Source organism: Sphingobium sp. CR2-8 (assembly GCF_035818615.1).
Lineage (GTDB): Bacteria > Pseudomonadota > Alphaproteobacteria > Sphingomonadales > Sphingomonadaceae > Sphingobium.
Map to the genome: position 1 here is coordinate 820,268 of NZ_JAYKZY010000002.1, position 20,300 is coordinate 840,567.

14 protein-coding genes and 2 pseudogenes are annotated in these 20,300 nt (G+C 62.7%); 12 read left to right on the forward strand and 4 right to left on the reverse strand.

Annotated features, from left to right (window positions below):
• Positions 1 to 8: 8 nt before the first annotated feature.
• Positions 9 to 440 carry a MarR family winged helix-turn-helix transcriptional regulator gene (locus tag U5A82_RS07880; protein WP_326289954.1) on the reverse strand — a complete coding sequence of 144 codons (432 nt, stop codon included), beginning with the start codon at positions 438 to 440 and terminating at the stop codon, positions 9 to 11.
• A 79-nt stretch (positions 441 to 519) separates the two neighbouring features.
• Here U5A82_RS07880 and U5A82_RS07885 point away from each other — a divergent pair, with 79 nt between their 5' ends.
• From U5A82_RS07885 to U5A82_RS07900, 4 genes are read left to right on the forward strand one after another with little or no spacing between them, the layout of a single operon-like run.
• Complete coding sequence (locus U5A82_RS07885; protein WP_326289956.1) at positions 520 to 1,971, forward strand: aldehyde dehydrogenase; 1,452 nt, start codon at positions 520 to 522, stop codon at positions 1,969 to 1,971.
• A 43-nt stretch (positions 1,972 to 2,014) separates the two neighbouring features.
• Positions 2,015 to 2,860, forward strand: coding sequence for a p-hydroxycinnamoyl CoA hydratase/lyase (locus U5A82_RS07890; RefSeq protein ID WP_326289957.1), 846 nt, complete (start codon positions 2,015 to 2,017; stop codon positions 2,858 to 2,860).
• Positions 2,861 to 2,868: 8 nt separating this feature from the next.
• The gene (locus U5A82_RS07895) at positions 2,869 to 5,022 is read left to right on the forward strand and encodes an acetate--CoA ligase family protein (protein WP_326289958.1); all 2,154 of its coding nucleotides are present in this window, start codon (positions 2,869 to 2,871) and stop codon (positions 5,020 to 5,022) included.
• A gap of 46 nt (positions 5,023 to 5,068) precedes the next feature.
• Entirely contained in the window at positions 5,069 to 6,385 is a 1,317-nt protein-coding gene (locus U5A82_RS07900) for an MFS transporter (RefSeq protein ID WP_326289960.1), read from the forward strand.
• A 179-nt stretch (positions 6,386 to 6,564) separates the two neighbouring features.
• Here the strand turns inward: U5A82_RS07900 and U5A82_RS07905 are convergent, their stop codons facing one another.
• On the reverse strand, positions 6,565 to 7,482 hold the full coding sequence (locus U5A82_RS07905; RefSeq protein ID WP_326289962.1) for a LysR family transcriptional regulator: 918 nt from the start codon (positions 7,480 to 7,482) through the stop codon (positions 6,565 to 6,567).
• A 322-nt stretch (positions 7,483 to 7,804) separates the two neighbouring features.
• Here U5A82_RS07905 and U5A82_RS07910 point away from each other — a divergent pair, with 322 nt between their 5' ends.
• The 5 genes from U5A82_RS07910 to U5A82_RS07930 all read left to right on the forward strand — a co-directional run bounded on the left by U5A82_RS07910 (position 7,805) and on the right by U5A82_RS07930 (position 15,220).
• Entirely contained in the window at positions 7,805 to 10,696 is a 2,892-nt protein-coding gene (locus tag U5A82_RS07910) for a TonB-dependent receptor domain-containing protein (protein ID WP_326289963.1), read from the forward strand.
• Positions 10,697 to 10,796: 100 nt separating this feature from the next.
• Positions 10,797 to 11,348 carry a DUF3237 domain-containing protein gene (locus U5A82_RS07915; protein WP_326289965.1) on the forward strand — a complete coding sequence of 184 codons (552 nt, stop codon included), beginning with the start codon at positions 10,797 to 10,799 and terminating at the stop codon, positions 11,346 to 11,348.
• Positions 11,349 to 11,531: 183 nt separating this feature from the next.
• Entirely contained in the window at positions 11,532 to 12,848 is a 1,317-nt protein-coding gene (dctA, locus tag U5A82_RS07920; protein ID WP_326289967.1) for a C4-dicarboxylate transporter DctA, read from the forward strand.
• A 32-nt stretch (positions 12,849 to 12,880) separates the two neighbouring features.
• Positions 12,881 to 14,044, forward strand: a complete 1,164-nt coding sequence (locus U5A82_RS07925) for a mandelate racemase/muconate lactonizing enzyme family protein (RefSeq protein WP_326289969.1) — start codon at positions 12,881 to 12,883, stop codon at positions 14,042 to 14,044.
• Positions 14,045 to 14,299: 255 nt separating this feature from the next.
• On the forward strand, positions 14,300 to 15,220 hold the full coding sequence (locus U5A82_RS07930) for an alpha/beta hydrolase (RefSeq protein ID WP_326289971.1): 921 nt from the start codon (positions 14,300 to 14,302) through the stop codon (positions 15,218 to 15,220).
• Between the two features lie 116 nt (positions 15,221 to 15,336).
• Here the strand turns inward: U5A82_RS07930 and U5A82_RS07935 are convergent, their stop codons facing one another.
• Together U5A82_RS07935 and traA are read right to left on the reverse strand one after the other, a co-directional pair.
• Positions 15,337 to 16,125 (reverse strand): DUF6118 family protein, encoded by a 789-nt coding sequence (locus U5A82_RS07935; RefSeq protein WP_326289972.1) that lies wholly within the window; start codon positions 16,123 to 16,125, stop codon positions 15,337 to 15,339.
• A gap of 18 nt (positions 16,126 to 16,143) precedes the next feature.
• On the reverse strand, positions 16,144 to 19,137 hold the full coding sequence (gene traA / locus U5A82_RS07940) for a Ti-type conjugative transfer relaxase TraA (RefSeq protein ID WP_326289974.1): 2,994 nt from the start codon (positions 19,135 to 19,137) through the stop codon (positions 16,144 to 16,146).
• Positions 19,138 to 19,310: 173 nt separating this feature from the next.
• Here traA and U5A82_RS07945 point away from each other — a divergent pair.
• The 3 genes and pseudogenes from U5A82_RS07945 (at position 19,311) to U5A82_RS07955 (ending at position 20,298) form a co-directional block, all read left to right on the forward strand.
• A pseudogene (locus tag U5A82_RS07945) lies at positions 19,311 to 19,616 on the forward strand (conjugal transfer protein TraD).
• 22 nt (positions 19,617 to 19,638) lie between these two features.
• Positions 19,639 to 19,869 (forward strand): conjugal transfer protein TraD, encoded by a 231-nt coding sequence (locus U5A82_RS07950; RefSeq protein WP_326289976.1) that lies wholly within the window; start codon positions 19,639 to 19,641, stop codon positions 19,867 to 19,869.
• Positions 19,870 to 19,992: 123 nt separating this feature from the next.
• Positions 19,993 to 20,298: pseudogene (locus U5A82_RS07955) on the forward strand (conjugal transfer protein TraD).
• The last annotated feature ends 2 nt before the right edge of the window (positions 20,299 to 20,300 follow it).

Sequence of the window (20,300 nt, forward strand, 5' to 3'; positions counted from 1 at the left end):
GCGCCCGCTTAGGACCAGAGCCTGATCAGGACTGAACGTGCCGGTCGATCATCCCCGCCCAGTCGTTCGACTATTAATCGTTCCTGTTCTTCCATGACTTCTCGCGCTTGGACGCACATTTTCAGTCCGATCGGGGTCAACGCGAGCCCGTGCGATCGGCCGTCGACCGGCTCTCGTGTCACCAGCTTGCGCTCCTCAAGTCCGGCGGTCAGCGGCACCATATTGGCGCGTTTGATACCCAGTATCCGGCCAAGGTCGCTCTGGGTAATTTGCGAATTGCATTCGATCAGTAGCAGGATCGACGCCTCCGAAACCTTCAGACCCACCGCGTCGAGGCGCTGCGCCAGTTCCCCAATGATCTCATTCGACGCGCGTCGCAAAAGATAACCAAGGTGGCCAGCGAAGGGATTTTCAAATTTACGGTCGGATGAACTGGCCATGGACACCTCTTACAAACCGGACTTGCCATTGGCAAATGAGATTGTTATGATTCATAGCATAATGAGGGAGAGTATCACGATGCGGCATATGGATCTGAACATCGGGGGTATAGCTTGCCACGCGATGTCAGGGGCGACGTTCGAGCGTCTCAATCCAGTCACCGGTGCGGTGGCTACCGCCGCAGCGGCCGCAGGCACGGCGGACGCGACCGCCGCCGGCGATGCCGCCGCCGCCGCCCTGCCTGTCTGGTCGACGCTCGGTCCCAATGCGCGCCGCGCGATCCTCTCCAAAGCCGCCAACTCTCTCGCGGCCAGGGCCGATGATTTCGTCGATGCGATGATGAGCGAGATCGGCGCGACCGAAGGCTGGGCACGCTTCAACCTGACGTTGGCGGTCGGTATGGTGCATGAGGCGGCCGCCATTACCACCCAGATCGGCGGCGAGGTCATCCCCTCCGACAAGCCGGGCTGCATCGCGATGGCGCTACGCGAACCCGTCGGCGTCGTCCTCGGCATCGCGCCATGGAATGCGCCGATCATCCTCGGCGTCCGGGCGATTGCGGTGCCGCTCGCCTGCGGCAACACGGTGATTCTCAAGGCGTCCGAGCAATGCCCCCGCACCCACGGCCTGATCGTCCAGGCGTTCGTCGAGGCAGGGCTGGGCGACGGCGTCGTGAACCTCATCACCAACGCGCCCGCCGATGCTGGCGAGGTGGTCGGTGCGCTGATCGACCATCCGGCGGTGCGCCGGGTGAATTTCACCGGATCGACTGCGGTCGGCAGGATCATCGCCCGGCGCTGCGCCGAACATCTCAAGCCCGCGCTGCTCGAACTGGGTGGCAAGGCTCCATTGATCGTGCTTGAGGATGCTGATCTCGACGAGGCGGTGAAGGCCGCGGCGTTCGGCGCGTTCATGAACCAGGGCCAGATCTGCATGTCGACCGAGCGGATCATTGTGGTCGACGGCATCGCCGATGATTTCGCCGCGAAGTTCAGCGCCAAGGTGGCGACGATGACGGTGGGTGATCCGCGCGAGGGCAAGACGCCCCTTGGCGCGGTGGTCGATAGCAAGACCGTCGCTCATGTCGCCGGGCTGATCGAGGATGCGCTGGCTGCGGGGGCCGAGCAGCTCAACGGTGGCGCAGCAAATGGCGTGCTGCTGCCCGCGCACGTCGTCGACCGCGTGACCCCCGCGATGAACCTGTTCCGCGAGGAAAGCTTTGGCCCAGTCGTCGCGATCATCCGCGCGAAGGATGAGGCGGAGGCGATCGCCTTGGCCAACGACACCGAATATGGCCTGTCCTCCGCGGTGTTCACCCGCGACACCGCCCGCGGCCTACGCGTCGCCCGCCAGATCAAGTCGGGCATCTGCCACATCAACGGTCCCACCGTGCACGATGAGGCGCAGATGCCCTTCGGCGGGGTCAAAGGGTCGGGCTACGGCCGCTTCGGCGGCAAGGCCGGAATCGACAGCTTCACCGAACTGCGCTGGATCACGATCGAAACCCAGCCAGGCCATTTTCCGATCTGATCCGAGCCAACCACCGCATTTCCCCATGTCAGGAGCCTGTATAATGACCACCGAAATCGATCCCGTCGAACTCGCCACCGTCGCCTGCACCGTCGAGGACGGCATCGCCTGGGTCAGCTTCAACCGCGCCGACAAGCGTAACTGCATGTCGCCGCGCCTCAACCGCCAGATGATGCGGGTGCTCGATGAACTCGAATTTCGCGCCGACGTCGGCGTGCTGGTGCTGACCGGCGAAGGCACGGCTTGGTCCGCCGGCATGGACCTCAAGGAGTATTTCCGCGAGACCGAGGCGCAGGGGCTTCAGGGCACGCGCGGAGCGCAGCGGGAGAGCTATGGCTGGTGGCGGCGGCTGCGCTGGTATCAGAAGCCGACGATCGCGATGGTCAACGGCTGGTGCTTCGGCGGCGCCTATGGCCCTCTGTTCGCCTGCGACCTCGCCTTCGCGGCGGAGGACGCGCAGTTCGGCCTGTCCGAGATCAACTGGGGCATTCTGCCCGGCGGTGGCGCGGCCAAGATCGCGACCGAGATGACGTCGTTCCGCAACGCCATGTACCATGCGATAATGGGCGAGAATATCGACGGCAAGACCGCCGTCGAATGGGGCTTCGTTAACGAGGCCCTGCCGCTCGACCGGCTGAAGGCCCGCGTCGCCGAGGTCGCCGACGTGCTAAAGAAGAAGAACCCGGTCGCGCTGAAGGCGACAAAGGACGCGATCCGCCGCGTCCGCGAGATGACCTACGACAATGCCGAGGATTATCTGATCCGTGCGCAGGAAGCCGCCAACAGTTACGACAATGACGGCCGCAAGGAGGGCATCAAGCAGTTCATCGACGACAAGACCTACAAGCCGGGTCTTGGGGCCTACGATCTCTCCAAGCAGAACGGCTGACCCGCGCCATGACGATCGCGTCGCTCGACCGACTGCTCCGCCCGCGTTCGATCGCGATAGTCGGCGCGTCCGACAAACCCGGCGCGCTGGGTGCATCGGTGCTCACCAACCTCCAACGGCAGGGCTTTTCGGGTGACATCCACCTGATCAATCCGAAGCGGGACGTGATCGGGGGCCGCGCATGCATCAAGAGCATCGCCGACCTGCCCGACGGCGTCGATGCCGCAGTGCTGGCGATTCCGCGGGTCGCAGTGCTCGATGCCGTCCGGGCGCTCGCGGCGCGCGGCGTCGGCGCGGCGATCATCTTTTCCGCGGGATTTGCCGAAGGCGGCGCGGAGGGTATGGCCGAGCAGCAGGAACTGGCGCGCATCGCCGATGCGGCGGGTATGGTGATCGAGGGGCCGAACTGTCTGGGCCTCGTCAATTTTGTCGACGGCATCCCGCTGACCTTCGTCGAATTGCCGCCGGTGAAGATAGACACTGGCGCACGCATCGGCATCGTCTCGCAATCAGGCGCGATGGCGGCGGTGCTGGGCGTCTCGCTGATCAGCCGCGCGCTGCCGCTTTCCTTTTCGGTATCGACGGGGAACGAGGCCGCGAGCGGGGTCGAGGACTATCTCGATTATCTGATCGACCACGACGACACCCGCGTGATCGCGATGATCGTGGAGCAATTCCGCAAGCCCGCCCGCCTCCTCGACGCCGCGCGCCGCGCGCGAGCGGCGGGCAAGCACATCGTCCTGCTCCATCCCGGCCAGAGCAGCGCGGCACGCGAATCCGCCGCGACCCATACGGGCGCGATGGCGGGCGACTATGCGGTAATGCGTACCCTGGTCCAGCGCGCCGGCGTGATTTTCGCCGAGACGCTGGAGGAACTGGCTGACATCGCCGAGATCGCTCTGCGCTGTCCGATGCTGCCGCAAGGCGGTGCCGCCGTCGTCGTCGAGTCGGGTGCCTACAAGGCTCTGACCCTCGATTTCTGTGAAGCGATCGGCCTGCGGCTCCCCGTGATTTACGATGCCGACAGCTCCGTGCTGCGCGCCGCGATGCCCGATTTCGTGCCGGTGTCCAACCCGCTCGACATCACCGCGCAGGGTCTGGTCGATCCCGACCTCTATCGCCGCACGATCGCGGCGCTGATCGACGATGATCGGTTCGGCACGATCATCGTACCGCTGATCCAGACCGATCCCGGCACCAGCCGGATCAAGTTCCCGACCGTCGCCGCCGCGATCCGTGACATGAAACCGGCCAAGCCGGTAATCGTCGTCGGCCTGGATGAGGGCGCAGAGGTCCCCGAAGCCTATATCGACGAACTGCGCGCGCTCGGCGTGCCCTATTTCCCCACCACCGAACGGGTCTACCGCGCGGTCAAGCGACTGTCCGACCATGCCGACCGCGATTTTGCGGTAGCCGATGGTGCGCCAACGCTTCTCCCCGGCCTTGCGCGCGAAGGCGGCGTTATTCCCGAATATCGGGCCAAGGCCCTGCTCGGCCCGATCGGCGTGCCTTTCCCTCCGGCGACGCTCGCCACCACGGCAGAGGAGGCGCTGGCCGCCGCCGAAGCGATGGGCTGGCCGGTCGTGCTGAAGGCGCAGTCGGCCGATCTGTCGCACAAGAGCGACGTGGGCGGCGTGATCGTCGGCCTGTCCGATCGGGTAGCCTTGGCCGCCGGATGGGACCAACTTGCGGCAAACATCGCACACCACCGCCCCGGCCTGATCCTCGACGGCGTGCTGGTGGAAAAGATGGGCGCGCGCGGCACCGAACTGCTCGTCGGCGCGCGCAACGATCCTGAATGGGGGGCGGTGATCCTGCTGGGCTTTGGCGGCGTGATGGCAGAACTGCTCCACGACGTCCGCCTGATACCGCACGACCTGACCCGCGACGCAATCCTTGCGGAATTGCGCCAGTTGAAGAGCGCGGCGCTGTTCGACGGTTTCCGCGGATCACCGGCGCTGGACGTCGATGCGGTCGCCGATATCGTGATCGCGGTGGGTCGTCTGCTTGCCGCCGAACCCACGATCCGCGAGATCGATCTGAACCCGGTGCTGGTCTATCCAGTCGGCAAGGGGGCGATGGCGCTCGACGCGCTGATGCTGATCGACACCGGCGGTAGCATCACCGGCGCGGCGGCGTATCCCGACAATCCGAATACCTAAAAACCGGCGCTCGACTGGTAGAGAAACGATAGCGAGGGACAAGAGGATGGCTGAGGACCCACGTCGGATATTGGCCGCCGCGCCGATGCGACGGCCGCAGATCGTTGCGATCACGTTGTGCGTACTGCTCAACGCGCTTGACGGATTCGACGTGCTGTCGATCAGCTTCGCATCGCCCGGCATCGCGAAGGAATGGGGCGTCGACCGCGCCGCGCTCGGCATCGTGCTGTCGATGGAACTGATCGGCATGATGGCCGGATCGATCGGTCTCGGTGCGTTATGCGACCGGATCGGCCGCCGCCCGACGATCCTCGGCTGCCTCGCGATCATGGGGTCGGGAATGGCGATGGCGATGCACGCGAGCGATATCGAAACCCTGTCGGTATTCCGCCTGTTCACCGGCATCGGCATCGGTGGCATGCTCGCCGCAACCAATGCCGTGACCGCCGAAGTCGCCAATGCCCGTCGCCGCAACATGGCGATCGCGATCATGGCGAGCGGCTATCCGGTCGGCGCGATCGTCGGCGGCTCGGTCGCGTCGTTGATGTTCGCCGCCGGGCACGATTGGCGATCGGTATTCGCACTCGGCGCGGCCGCTACGGCGCTGTGCATCCCGTTGATCTGGTTCCTGCTGCCCGAGACGGTGGCGTTCCTCGTCCACAAGCGCGGACCTGATACGCTCGACAGGGTCAACGCGGTCCTGCGCCGGCTGGGCCACGCGGTGATCGACGCGTTGCCCCCACCGGCGCCCGGCGGCACGCGCGGCGGCATTGGCCAGCTGTTCCGGCCTGGCCTTGCCGCGATTACAGTCCTGCTGACCCTCGCCTATTTCGCGCACATCCTGACCTTCTACTTTATCTTGAAATGGACCCCGAAGGTCGTCGTCGACATGGGTTTCTCGCCCTCGTCGGCGGGCGGCGTGCTGGTCTGGGCAAACATCGGCGGGGCGATCGGATCGCTGGCGCTGAGCGTGCTGACGCAGCGTTTCCCCGTCCGCTGGCTGACGATCGGGGCGATGCTGCTGTCGACGGCGATGGTGGCGGGATTCGGCCATGCGCCCGCGAACATTGCCACGCTCTCGCTGACCGTCGCTATCGCCGGCTTCTGCACCAATGGCGGCATAGTCGGGCTGTACGCGATGATCGCCCAGTCCTTTCCTACGGCGCTCCGTGCAAGCGGCACTGGCTTCGCGATCGGCGTAGGGCGCGGCGGCGCGGCACTCAGTCCGATCATGGCGGGCTTCATGTTTCAGGGCGGGATCGGCTTTGCCGGCGTCGCGCTGGCGATGGCGCTGGGATCGGTGGTGGCGGCAGGCGCGCTGTTCATGCTGCGCTACGAGGAGCGAACTGCGCTTACCGGCTAAGCCATTTCTTCAGGCAGCAATGCGATATCGACCTGCTCCATCATTGCCGACTGCAAAGGGAACGTCCTTGCGCCGTAAGCGAAGTGTGAGTTGACCGATGCCAGTGTCGTGCAGGCGCTCCTGGCCACAGACACGGCAAGCGGTCTGGCAGAGCGTAGCTGCCGAAGCCATGAAAAGCGTCACCGATCGACGGAAGCAGACTTTTCCGAACCACCAGAATGTTCGCAGGCGGCGGACCACAGGGCCTCCGATACTTTCGACAGCGATATGGCTGGCCGGACAAGTGCGATAGCAATTTTGGTATAGTATATCTCATTTGCGGCAAGAGTGATCTGCCCGGTCGCGAGTGCCGGGCGTGCCAGGGATTGCGGCACCCAAGCGACGCCGCGGCCGTCGATCGCCATCGACAGCAGGGCGGCGGCAAGCCTCGACCGGAGTACGACCTCCAACGGCGGAGTAAGTTGCCGAGACGTCCAGTCCGCAAGCAGAATTCGGCCCAGACCCGATTCCGGGCTATAGGCGAGATAGGGCACCTCGGCATCGTTCAGCCCCCATCTGGGCGCGCCGGTTTCGTCAGGCTGGCATACAGGTACGAGCAGATCCTCTCCGATGGTCACCCATTTAAAATCCTTGGTGTCGAGGGAAGTCCTCATGAGCGGATGATGATGCGACAGGAGGAATGCCGCCTCGCCGCGCCGCATCATCCTCTCGCACGCCTGAAGGCTGTCCGACTTAAGATTGATCGGCTCGTGCGGCGCGTGGTCGACAATCCAATGCGGGAAGAAGCTGAACGATAGCGCGTGCGTGGCAGCGATCGTGAGCACTGAATTGGCTTGCTCCGCCACCTCAAGGGCTGCGACTCGCGCCCGATATATATCGCGAACGGAAACTAGTATGTAATTGTGAAACTGCTCGCCCGCAGGGCTTAGAATGGTTCCTGCTTTCGTTCGCATAAACAGCGCCGTTCCCACCCATTGTTCCAGAGAGCGGATACGACGACCGAACGCTGGTTGAGTAACGTTCCGTTGTTCCGCAGCGCGCGAGAAATTCCGCTCCTCTGCAAGCGCCAGGAAATCTTCCAGCCAATCAAGTTGCATATCACCCGCCATCGCTCGCCGCCGAATGACCGGCGGCGCAAGCATGGATCGTTATGCCGAAACGGCACAGACGGCAATGATATTGGCATTTGATCGCGGCTTTGATTCAACGGCATCATCAGGCGCGTTGATTGCTAAATTGGGCCCGCATGCGGTCAGGATGCAGTCCGGCATATAGGACCGAGATAAAATCATTATTTCGGAAAAAGCATAAAGAAACTGCGGCTACAAAAAATCAAAGCCGCCTACATTGGGGAGGACGATCATGAAGGCGTCAATTTTTCGATCCGTTTCGTTGCCGGCTCTGGCCATCGGCTGCGCCATGGCCAGTTGTACGGCGACGGCGCAGGTCGCAGATCCAGCAGCCAGCCCGAAGCAGGTTGCGCCGGATACACCCCCCGAGGTCGCAGACATCATCGTCACCGGATCACGGATCGCGCGCAAGGATTACACCGCGCAAAGCCCGATCGTGACTACCGACGCCGAGGACATCGCTGTCGCCGGAACATCCACGGTCGATAGCTATCTACGCCAGTTGCCGCAATTTCAGCCGGGATCGGGCGACTTCTCCAACAGCGGCTCGGGCGGAACGGTCGGCCAGGCGACATTGAACCTGCGTGGCCTGGGTGCACAGCGCAACCTGATCCTGATGGATGGGCGTCGGCTACAGCCCTCCAACCCGGAGGGTGTGATCGACATCAACACCATTCCGACACTGGCGATCGGTAATGTCGAGGTCATCAGCGGTGGCGCATCGGCCACTTATGGTTCGGATGCGATGTCTGGGGTCGTCAATTTCAAGATTCGCACCGACCTGCGCGGCCTGGAACTTTTCGCCCAAGGCAATGTGACGGGCCGTGGCGATGGGGCCAGTCGCCAACTGGGTTTCGCTTATGGCACCAAATTTGCCGATGGACGCGGGTCGCTGCTGGTGTCAGGCGAATATGTAGATCGTGACGGTGTCGGTACGCTTGCGCGCAGCTTTTCCCGCAGACAGGGGCTTAGCGGTTTCATCCCTCAGGGGCTGCTCGTTCCCGACGGCGGCAATCTGCCGTCTCAGGCCGTCGTCACGTCGGTCTTTTCGGGCTACGGCGTTTCGGCTGCGGTGCCGCGCACGTCCTTCTTCGGTTTCAACAATGATGGCACGCTGTTCCGTCGCAATGCGCCGGCGGGATCGTTCAACTATCGCGGCCCGACGACTGGTCCGTTCATTTCGACTCCAACATCATTTGGCTATGACGGTAGCTATTACAGCTTCATCCAGACACCGTTGGAGCGGTACACTTTGTTCGGTCGCGGTGAGTATGAGATAAGCGACGGAATCACCCTTTATGCCCAAGGCTCGTACGCACACAGCAAGGCCCGGAACCAAGGATCTGAACCTGTTCTGGCGACACCGTGGGATTTGAGCATTCCTGTCACCAACCCGTTCATTCCAGCTGACCTCGCCCGGGTTCTGGCGTCACGTCCGCGGCCCAACGCGCCCATCACCTATTTCGGGCGTGTTTCGCAGGCCGGGCCGCGCTCTTTCACCACCGAAACCGAAACGTGGCAGGCTCTCGTCGGATTGCGCGGCGAGGTCGCGTCGCTGGGTTGGACGTGGGACATATACGGGTCGCATGGCGAAGCGAATACCAGCGATACAACCACCGCCGGCGCCGTCAGCGTCGGTGCATTGCGACGGCTCATCAATGCGGCAGATGGGGGCCGCAGCCTTTGTGCAGGAGGGTACAACCCCTTTGGTCTGGATGGATTGTCGTCCGCCTGCCTTGCTTATGTATCGCGCACGCCGATCAATCGGACGTCGATCGACCAGGATGTCGTGGAAGGCGTCTTGCAGGGCGGATTATTCCATTTACCGGCGGGAGAGGTGCGCTTTGCGGCGTCCGCCAACTATCGGCACAACGGCTATCTCTTCGTACCCGATGCCGATGTCGCGGCGGGTGACATCACCAGCATTTCGGCAACCCAGCGCACCAAGGGTTCGACCCGAGTTGCTGAAGGCGCGATAGAGTTATTGGTGCCAATTCTGGCGGATTTGCCATTCATTCGCGCGCTCAACGTCACGCTTGGCTATCGCTATTCCGATTATCGCCTGTCGGGCGGCGCCCACACTTACAAAGCGGACTTCGACTGGCGTGTCGCTGAACCGCTGATGTTTCGTGGCGGTTATCAGCGCGCCTTGCGTGCGCCCAATATCGGTGAATATTTCCTCGCCGGAAACCAGACGGTCTCGCAGATCGGAACACCGCCTGGTGGCGGTGATCCATGCGACGTCCGGTCCAATTTCCGGGCGCCGTCCAACGCCAACGCTGCCCAGGTCAGATCGCTTTGCATCGCGACCGGGCTGAACGCCGCTTTGGCCGACAGTTTCCAGCAACCGACCACGGCAGCCGTCACGACCACCATAGGCAATGGGGCGCTAAAGCCGGAAAAGGCGGATACCTTTACGTTCGGGGCTGTCCTCACATCGCCTTTCAGTGCCGATGCGCTGCGGAATATTTCGCTGTCCGTAGATTATTATGACATCAAGATCGCCAACGCCATTGCCGTGCTAGGTGCCACGACGTCGTTGCAGAAATGCTTTAACGGTGATGGATCGAACAGCAGCTATTCGCCGTCGAACTATTTCTGCGGGTTGTTTCGGCGCGATGGAACCGGGTTGTTTACGTCGGTGTCGCAGCCTTACCTCAATCTCGGCGGCTACAGGACAGCCGGGATCGACGTGCAGTTGGACTGGCGGGTGCCGCTCGATTTTCTAAGCGTTGGCGGGCGGAGTGGCGCCATAACCTTGGGAAGCTATGCCAATTATCTCGATAAGTTTGAAATACAGACTTTGCCGGGTGGCCCGTTTCAGGAAAATGCCGGAACGATCAGCACCGCGACAAGCTTTCCGCGCTGGAAGCTGGTCAACAGCCTGACGATTGACGCCGGTCCTTTGTCGGTGTCAGGGCGGTGGCGCTATATCGATGCGATGGCCGACGCGAGCACGATCACCAACCCTGCGACAACCATTCCAAATACGCCCAGCTATAATTATTTCGACCTGTCGCTGAAAATTGCACCAACCGAAAAGTACGAGTTGCGGCTCGGGATCAACAACCTGACCGACAAGCGACCGCCTATCGTCGGCGGCACGCTGGGGGTGACCAATGCCGGCGTTTATGACGTACTTGGGCGCAGCTTCTACGCTTCGGCAAAAGCGCGCTTTTGATGCAAGGCAGGTGGGAGGAGCTGGGGAAGGCGCTATGCCAGTCTTTTGCCTTCGCCCGCCTGCAGCCGGGAAAGGTTGCAGAATGAAGGATTTCCCAAATGTGACGCGACGTACCGCGATGATGGGGGGCGCTGCTGCGGCGGTGGCAGCGCCCGGCACAGCGGCAGGACGGGATACCAAGCCTACCATCGCCGATGCGCGGTCGCATTTCCCCGAAACGGCGCCGGGCCTGGAATTGATCATGCAGTTGCTGGTGGAGGTCGCGGATGCGATCGACCTGGGCAGCGGCCCGGACGGGGCACGCCGAATGGTGCCGATATTGGGTGGTCGCTTCGAGGGGCGCGGAGTGTCCGGCGTCGTGATGCCTGGCGGTGCGGATCGCCAGCGCGTGCGTGCGGATGGCATCCGGCAACTCGATGCCCTTTATGAACTGAAAGCCGACGACGGCACGATCATGACCGTCCATAACAGGGTCATGGTTGATGACAGTGTCGCGCGCAACGGTACGGGTCGCTACGCCCGATCGGTCGTGACCGTCGCCGCGCCAGACGGCCAACACGCCTGGCTCAATCGAGGCATCATCATCGGCACTTTGACGAGCCTTCGTCCCAAGCAGCCCTTCGTTTACGTCAGGCTGTACCGGGTGACATGAGATGTGAACGGCGGCATTCCAACCCAACGATGACCTGATGCGCGACTATGGTCGGCGCGATTATGCCGATTGCGCATGAACCCGTTTGCCATTGGCATTTGATCCGGCGCCACTTTGGCCACAGGCTATGACCCGTCAACGATAACATTCTTTAATTTAGCGAGAGAGAGCCGGAGAAAGACTATGGTGTCGCGCCTGCTGGGTCAGTTATATATTCAGGTACTGATCGGCATAGCCATCGGCGCAATGGTCGGCGTCCTCTTCCCGCAAGTCGCGGTAGCGTTGCAGCCGCTCGCAGATGCCTTCATCAAACTCATCAAGATGCTGCTCGCGCCGATTATCTTCGGCACCGTGGTGCTCGGTATCGCCAGGATGGGCAACGTCAAGGAGGTCGGACGTATAGGCGTGCGCGCGCTGATCTATTTCGAGATCGTCTCCACCTTCGCGCTGGTGATCGGCCTGGTCGTCGTGAACCTGATGAAGCCGGGCGTCGGCATGAACATCGACGTGGGAACGCTGGATGCCAGCGGCTTGGCCAAATACCAGCCCGCTTCGCAGGAACAGCATGGCGTGGTCGACTTCTTCCTGAACATCATCCCGACGACGATCGTCGATGCATTCGCCAAGGGCGCGATGTTGCAGATCATCCTGATCGCCGTCCTGATGGGCTATGCGCTGGTGTCGATCGGCAAGCGCGGCGAGCCGCTGACGGCGGTTGTCGAAGCGATGACGCAGATGCTGTTTCGCATCGTCGGCATGGTGATGAAGCTGGCACCCATCGGCGCTGGCGCGGGTGTCGCCTATACGATCGGCAAGCACGGTCTTGGCTCACTCTGGGGTCTTGGCCATCTTATGCTGGCGGTCTATCTGACTTCCGCGATCTTCGTCGTCGTCGTGATCGGCAGCATCGCGCGCTGGGCAGGCTTTCCGCTTCTCCAGTTTTTCCGCTATTTCAAGGACGAACTGCTCGTCACCTTCGCCACCTGCTCGACCGAAGCCGTGCTGCCGCGGATGATGGCCAAGCTGGAGCGACTGGGCGTCGCCAAGCCCGTCGTCGGCCTCGTCCTGCCGACCGGCTATACCTTCAATGCCGACGGAACCTGTATCTACCTGACGATGGCGGCGATCTTCATCGCACAGGCGACCGACACACCGCTGACATTGTGGCACCAGATCGTGATCCTGGGCGTCCTGCTATTGACCTCGAAGGGTTCCGCCGGGGTCGCGGGTGGTGGCTTCGTCACGCTGGCGGCGACGCTGTCGACCTTCCCGGACATTCCTGCCGCTGGCCTGGTGCTGCTGCTCGGCGTCGATCGCTTCATGAACGAGGCGCGCGCCGTCACCAACCTGATCGGCAACGGCGTCGCCACGATCGCCATCGCCAAATGGGAAGGCGCGCTCGACGCTCACACCGTCAACGCCGTCATTGCGGAGCAAAAGGGCGAGCGGCCGCGCAGCATCACGCTGCCTCCGAGGGGTACGGCGGATAGCCATCACTGACCATCATCGACCTTCACTTCACAGGAGACTTTATGCGTATCGTTGACGTCTGCGAAATCACGCAGCCTATCTCGTCCCCCATCCGCAATGCCTATATCGACTTCAGCAAGATGACGGCCAGTCTGGTCGCGGTCGTCACGGACGTGGTTCGCGATGGCAAGCGCGTCGTCGGCTACGGCTTCAATTCGAACGGACGCTACGGCCAGGGCGGCCTGATCCGCGAGCGGTTCCGCGACCGGATACTCGAAGCCGCACCGGCAAGCCTGCTCGACGACGCGCGCGACAATCTCGACCCGCACAAGATCTGGGCGGCGATGATGACCAACGAAAAGCCCGGCGGTCACGGCGAACGATCGGTCGCGGTCGGCACGCTCGACATGGCGATCTGGGACGCGGTCGCCAAGATTGAGGGCAAGCCGCTGTTCCGTATGCTTGCTGAGCGCCATGACCGCGAGGCCAATCCGCGCGTCTTCGTCTATGCGGCGGGCGGCTATTATTATCCCGGCAAGGACAACAGCGCGCTGTGCGCCGAGATGCGCGGCTATCTGGATCGCGGCTACAATGTCGTGAAGATGAAGATCGGCGGCGCCTCCATCGAAGAAGACCGCGGCCGGATCGAGGCGGTGCTGAACGAGATCGGCTCTCAAGCGCAGTTGGCCGTCGACGCCAATGGCCGCTTCGACCTCGAAACTGGCATCGCCTATGCCAAGATGCTGCGTGACTATCCTCTGTTCTGGTATGAGGAGATCGGCGATCCGCTCGATTATGCGTTGCAGGCGGCAATCTCGGAATATTATCCTGGCCCGATGGCGACCGGCGAGAATCTGTTCTCGCATCAGGATGCGCGCAACCTGCTCCGCCATGGCGGCATGCGCCCCGATCGCGACTGGTTGCAATTCGACTGCGCGCTGTCCTACGGGCTGGTCGAATATCTGCGGACGCTCGACGTGCTCAAGCAGTTCGGCTGGTCGCCCACACGCTGTATCCCGCATGGCGGGCACCAGATGTCGCTCAACATTGCGGCGGGCCTGGGCCTGGGCGGCAATGAGAGCTATCCCGACCTGTTCCAGCCCTATGGCGGGTTCCCGGACGGAGTGAAGGTGATCGACGGCCACATCACCATGCCCGAACTTCCTGGCATCGGTTTCGAGGGGAAGTCCGACCTCATCAAGGTCATGCACGAATTGGCGGAATGACAACGGAACCACAGGGCGACGCTCTTTCGCCCTTGTTGCTGCCCTGAAGCCGGGAGAAGTCCGATGGCGCAACATGATGGAGCGGCAAAGCCCGACTGATGCTATCGAGGCTGGAATATCCTCGTATATTGAAAAGGATGAACGATGAAATCGATAGGGTTGCGGATCGCAGGCGTTCTGCTGTCGGGTATGCTGACAAGCGCTAATGTGTCGGCGCAATCGAATTTGCCTGGCTATACGGAAGGCGCGCAAACGATGCGGGTCGACGTGACGAGCGGACAGGTCGACACGATCGGCGGCGTGATATATTCGCAGGTCAAGACGCAGCGCGCGATCCGCCAGCTAAGGATGACCGTGCTCGTCCCCCGCACCAACGACCTTAAGCCGGCGATCGTCTATTTCCCCGGCGGTGGCTTCACCTCGGCTGATTATGAGAAATATTCCGAGATGCGCACGGCGCTGGCGCGGGCCGGCTTCGTTGTTGCAGCGGCGGAATATCGCGTCGTGCCGGACAAATTCCCGGCGCTCGTCCAGGATGGCAAGGCCGCGATCCGGTACCTGCGAGAACATGCGGAGGAATATGGCATCGATCCTGCGCGGATCGGCGTGATCGGGGATTCGGCCGGGGGCTATGTTGCGCAGATGCTCGGTACGACTAATGGCGAGAAGGCTTTCGACAAGGGCGATTTCCTAGACAAATCCTCGAATGTACAGGCAGCGGTGACGCTCTACGGCATCTCCGATCTCCGCAGCATCGGTGAAGGGTTTCCCGACGCCGTACAAAAGGTTCACCAGTCGCCCTCCGTCACGGAAGCATTGTTGGTGAACGGTCCGGCGTTCGGAAAATTTCCCGGCGCAGCGATTAGCAGCGACCCTGAAAAAGTGCTCGCGGCAAGCTCTCTGGGTCACGTCAAAGGCAGGAAACCGCCGTTCTTCATTATGCACGGCACCGCCGATACACTCGTATCCCCTGCACAAAGCGCGCACCTTTACGAAGCCCTCAAGGCGGGTGGAAACAAGGTCGACTATATTCTGGTCGAAGGCGCGGGGCATGGCGATCTTCCTTGGTATCAAGCACCGGTCATCGAGCGAGTGGTGAATTGGTTCAAGCAAATCCTTGGAGAGCCGATTAAAGGGGCAGCCAAAGTTCCGACGACCCCCGGTGCCAGATTATAGACTACCGGGAACCGTGTTGAGTTGCACTGAGAATTGCCCAATGTTTTCGTTACCTCTCGCTGTCAGTAAGGAGGTATCAGCGTTCATGAGTTATCCAAATGCCGTGCGTGGTCAGTTTACCTTCCAACTTGAATATGGTCAGGACGCCGGGTTTCCTTTCTTGATGGCGCAACGCACCGCTCCTTTGCCTTTGCCTTTGCGGTAGCTTTCTCGCACACCGCGATGGTGTTTCTGTTGTCCCGCGCCAAGTCGGCGGCATCCACAATCACCTGCCACCCGTCCGGGTTCCCGGCGCGCATGAGTCGGATACCGGCATCCCATAGCGATGCCTCGCCTAGCGTGCGACGGGCCACCCGTTCCGGCCAGAGCCAGCTTTGCGGGCCGGTGCTGGCCGCCCAGCCGGGATAGATCAGCCACAGAAGCGACACGGCCAGTGCCGCGCCGCCGCCGCAATAGAGCATGTGCCAGCGCTGTTTCTGTTTGGTCCGAATGGTCCCGACCGCGCGCATTTGATCCGCATGGACTTGATAATGCAATTCCTGCGACTTCTTGATAGTAGCCTTGTCCGTAGCTCGTGCGGCATCCGCCGCGACATCAATCCGTTCCGCCATGCTCTCCGGCGTCAACTGCATGGCGGGTGCATCCATGATTGTCTTCGTCTGCCCCGCCAACGTCGCTAGATAGCCGTTCATCTTGGCAAGCGTCGGCCCGTAGTCGGGGAATTCGAGGCTCTGCTTCTCTATGGCGATATGCTCAAGCGCGCGGGCCATTACCGCCATGCGCCTGTCTAACCGCTCCTCCATAGCGGCAACACGCTCCGAGAGGTGCGCGAACGCCTCGGCGGCGGCGTTTTTGGGCCGGGGGTCCGGCTCCGGTTCGTCCAATAGGCTCTGTTCGTCGTCCATGTCATGGTCTCCTTGGGGTTAGCGGCTCATGCCGCGACTGATGTCGCGTCCGTGATCGAAGGGAATGGAGGATGCGAGGTTGTGGGAGAGGTTGCGGGCCGCCTGTTGGCCGATCTCAAGCCCAAGTTCGCGGCTACGCAGGCCAAGCACCGATTCAAGCTGGGCATCGCGTTCAAGGCTTTTGGCCATGCCCGCCATTTGCTGAGCGGCACTTTTCGCGCCCCGGAAATTGCCGTCGCGTACCAACTCGGCATGATGGCGCTGCAACTGCTGCCATCCTTCCACGAATCGGTCGGCGCGCTTGAACGGGTCCATGCGGATTTCGGTCTCCAACTGCATCGCCCGCACGGCGGCCTGGCCGCGCCCGTCGGCAGCTTCACGGACAAGCTCCGGGCTGCTGCGGAACGCGCTATCGAGGTCGGACGCCCCTTCGGGACGGATGGCGTCCAGAGCATCGCGCGCCCTGTCGAACGCCTCGCGCTGGTGCGGCATGGCGTCCAGACCCTGCGAACGAGCCTGCTGGATCGCGTCCAGCGCTTTGGCGTAGCGCTCCACCGCGCCGCGCACGCCGCCAGCGCGCATCGGCTGCGCATCATATTCGGGCTGGCGCTGAACGGCCCGCTCCTGCTCGAGCGGCTCGGCCTTCGGCTGGAAGCCCGCAAATATGTCGCGTTCCTGCTGCGAAGGGACATTGGGTCGGAAATTGTCGAATATCCCGCGCGCTTTCTCGACGATCGGCCTGACGATTTCCGCGACCCGCTCGCCAAAGCTAATGCCGCGCCGCTCGGCATATTCCCTTGCGGGGTCGGCTTGTCTGTAATCGGTCGCCATGTCCTTGGCGCACTCGCGCGAGAGCGTGCGGACAAGCCGGGGCTGATCGCGAAAATCGTCGCGCCCATAATGGAGCGCCATGCCGTCGCGATGGCGCGACATGGCGACATAGGCCCCGTGGCGATCCATGCCCGGCGTCGCCAGCACATGCGCCCTGTCCACGGTCATGCCCTGCGCCTTGTGGATGGTGGCGGCATAGCCGTGGTCAAGGTCGCGATAATTTTTGGTGTCGAACGACACGACACGCCCGTCATCGGTTCGGACGGACATATGGGCCTCATTCACATGTTCGATGGTGCCCAGGGCGCCGTTCTTCACCCCCAGGCTGCGCTCGTTGCGCAGGAATATGATGCGGTCGCCAGATGCGAACAGGCGGTCGCCGCGCTCGGTCTTCACCTGGCGCTCGTCGCCTAATTCGCCCGCATTGCGCATCGCGGCGCGCGCAGCCTCGTTGAGGTCGCGCACCTCCGCATTGGTGTGGGCCAGGATGATGCGGCTGGCATCGGGGCTTGCTTGCCGTTCGCGATCCCAGCGCTCGACAAGATCGCGCCGCGCTCCCTCGCGCGTCTCGCCCTGATGCACCATGCCCTTGTCGGCATAGGCGGCAATCGCTTCGCCGGTCCTGCCGGTCGCCAGATGCCGGGTGGCGTTCTGCTGCCATCCTTCATGCTGACGGCGAACCTGCGTGATCTCGACACCGCCATGGCGCTCATGGATGGCGCGGAACGCTGCGCCCGCCTCGATCGACTGCAATTGCTGCGGATCGCCGACCAGCACGACCTTCGCACCAACATTGGCGGCATGCGACAGCACGCGCTCCATCTGGCGCGTGCCGACCATGCCCGCCTCGTCGATCACCAGCACGTCGCGAGCACTAAGCAAATCGCGGCCCTGCGCCCAGCCATGTTCCATGCTGGCAATGGTGCGCGACACTATGCCGCTTCCATTCTCAAGACCCTCGGCGGCGATGCCCGCAAGCGCCGCGCCACGCACATTAAGGCCCGCGCTTTCCCACACGTCGCGCGCCACACCCAGCATGGCGCTTTTGCCGGTCCCGGCATAACCCAGCACCAGTGACAATCCGCGTCCGTCCGTTATACGGCGCAACGCGGATTCTTGCTCTGCCCCCAGGGTAAGGCCCGCACTCTCGGCGGTGCGAATGGCGTAGGTCGCCACCGCCGAGAGGCCATCGCTCCGGTCCATCGCAAGCCTGTCAGCAGCGCGGCTCATCCGCTGCTCGGTCTCGATCATCTCGCGCGAGGTGAACCGCTCGTCGCCGCGCCCATCCTTGCCCAGGGCGATCAGGTCGGGCGAGCCGCGCACCGCGCGCATGGCGGCGTTGAATTGCTCCTGCCCGTCGCTGTGCCGGTGGATGAACATCGCCATATCGCGATTGGTGAATGTCGCCTGCTGGTGGGTGATGGCGTTAAGGGCAATGCCGGGATCAGCGATGATGCGTTCGCCATTTTCTCGCGCGATCTCGCGATGCAGTTCGGCGCGGTCGGCTTCCAGCCCCTGGGCGTCCATCCGGTGCGCAGGACCGCCGATCTTGCTTTGCGGTTCGAGGTCGATGCCCTGATCGGCAAGGCTGCGGTGATCGATCCGCGCATCGATGTCGAGTTCGGCAAGGCGGGTATTGACGTGGGTCTCCCAGCGTTCGCGCCAGCGCTCAACATTCTCATGATCGTTCCACTCGCGCACCTTTGCCCCGAAGCCAGTGGTGCCGTCCTCACGCTGCACGACCTCCCGCATGGTGAGCATGACATGGGCGTGCGGCTTGGGTTGGCCATCCACGCCAATGTCCCAATGCACATTGAGATCGGCAATCATGCCGCGATCGACAAACTGCGCGGATACGAAATCGCGGGTCAGTTCAATGCCCTGCGCCTTGGTCATTTCGCGCGGAATGGCGAACTCGACCTCGCGGGCAAGCTGGGCGTCCTTGCGTTTCTCAAATGCCTCAACGTCGTTCCACAGGCGTTCGCGGTCGCGCCATTGTTCGGGCTCGCCTTCGGGCAACAGGATCTCGCTATGCTCGACGCCGGAGCGGGCGCGGAAATCTTGGGGCCGATCAAGGCGTTCATCGTGCAGGCGCTCGCCCGCGCGATAGGCGGCAGCGGAGACGGCGGAGCGGCCCGCCGCGCGAGAGATGACCTGAACGGAGAAATGGAAGATCGCCATGACGATTATCCATCTACTACGCTCAAGCACACGTCGGAACGACGTATAAGCGCGCCCTTCTCGAAAATTTCTCGGACGGGACTAGGCGGTGTCAGGCGGTCTCGACGACTCTACTGCGCGGTGGGCGGGTTCATCTTATCATAGCTCGATCATCACTCAATGGAGACTTTGCGATGCGCAAACCCCGCGATTTTGATTCGGAACTCAAAGCCCTGGCCGACAAGGCCAAGGCGCTCAGGGAACGGCGCGTGCGACAGCTTGGCGAACTGGTGACCGCGACCGGGGCCGATGCGCTCGACGCCGATGTGCTGGCCGGGGCGCTGCTCCATGCCGCTACGGTGAAAGACGCCGCGACAAAGGAGGGATGGCGTAAGGCGGGCGCGGCTTTCTTTCTCGGCAAAGGCAGCTAGCCTGCGGGCGGACCTTCTGGCCAGCAAAGCGGCACTCTCCCGCAGGGCGGCGGCGCGGCATCGGCTTGAGTCACGAAAGGCGCGAACCGACATGCGGGACTGGGCCGTCGCACGCCGCGAACGCACGCGGCACCTGATCGAACTGGGCGGCCTCGTCATCAAGGCGGGCCTAGTCGATCTCACCGATGATGATCGCGCGACGCTCTACGGCGCGTTCATCACCGTTGCGGACCGGCTGCGCGGCGAGGAACGGGCCAACGCACTTGCCCTCTGGAAGCGCAAAGGCAAGCGGGCCTTCGAGGCGGAACAGGGCGACGGTTAGCGCGCCCTTCTCGAAAATTTCTCGGACGGGACTAGGCGGTGTCAGGCGGTCTCGACGACTCTACTGCGCGGTGGGCGGGTTCATCTTATCATAGCTCGATCATCACTCAATGGAGACTTTGCGATGCGCAAACCCCGCGATTTTGATTCGGAACTCAAAGCCCTGGCCGACAAGGCCAAGGCGCTCAGGGAACGGCGCGTGCGACAGCTTGGCGAACTGGTGACCGCGACCGGGGCCGATGCGCTCGACGCCGATGTGCTGGCCGGGGCGCTGCTCCATGCCGCTACGGTGAAAGACGCCGCGACAAAGGAGGGATGGCGTAAGGCGGGCGCGGCTTTCTTTCTCGGCAAAGGCAGCTAGCCTGCGGGCGGACCTTCTGGCCAGCAAAGCGGCACTCTCCCGCAGGGCGGCGGCGCGGCATCGGCTTGAGT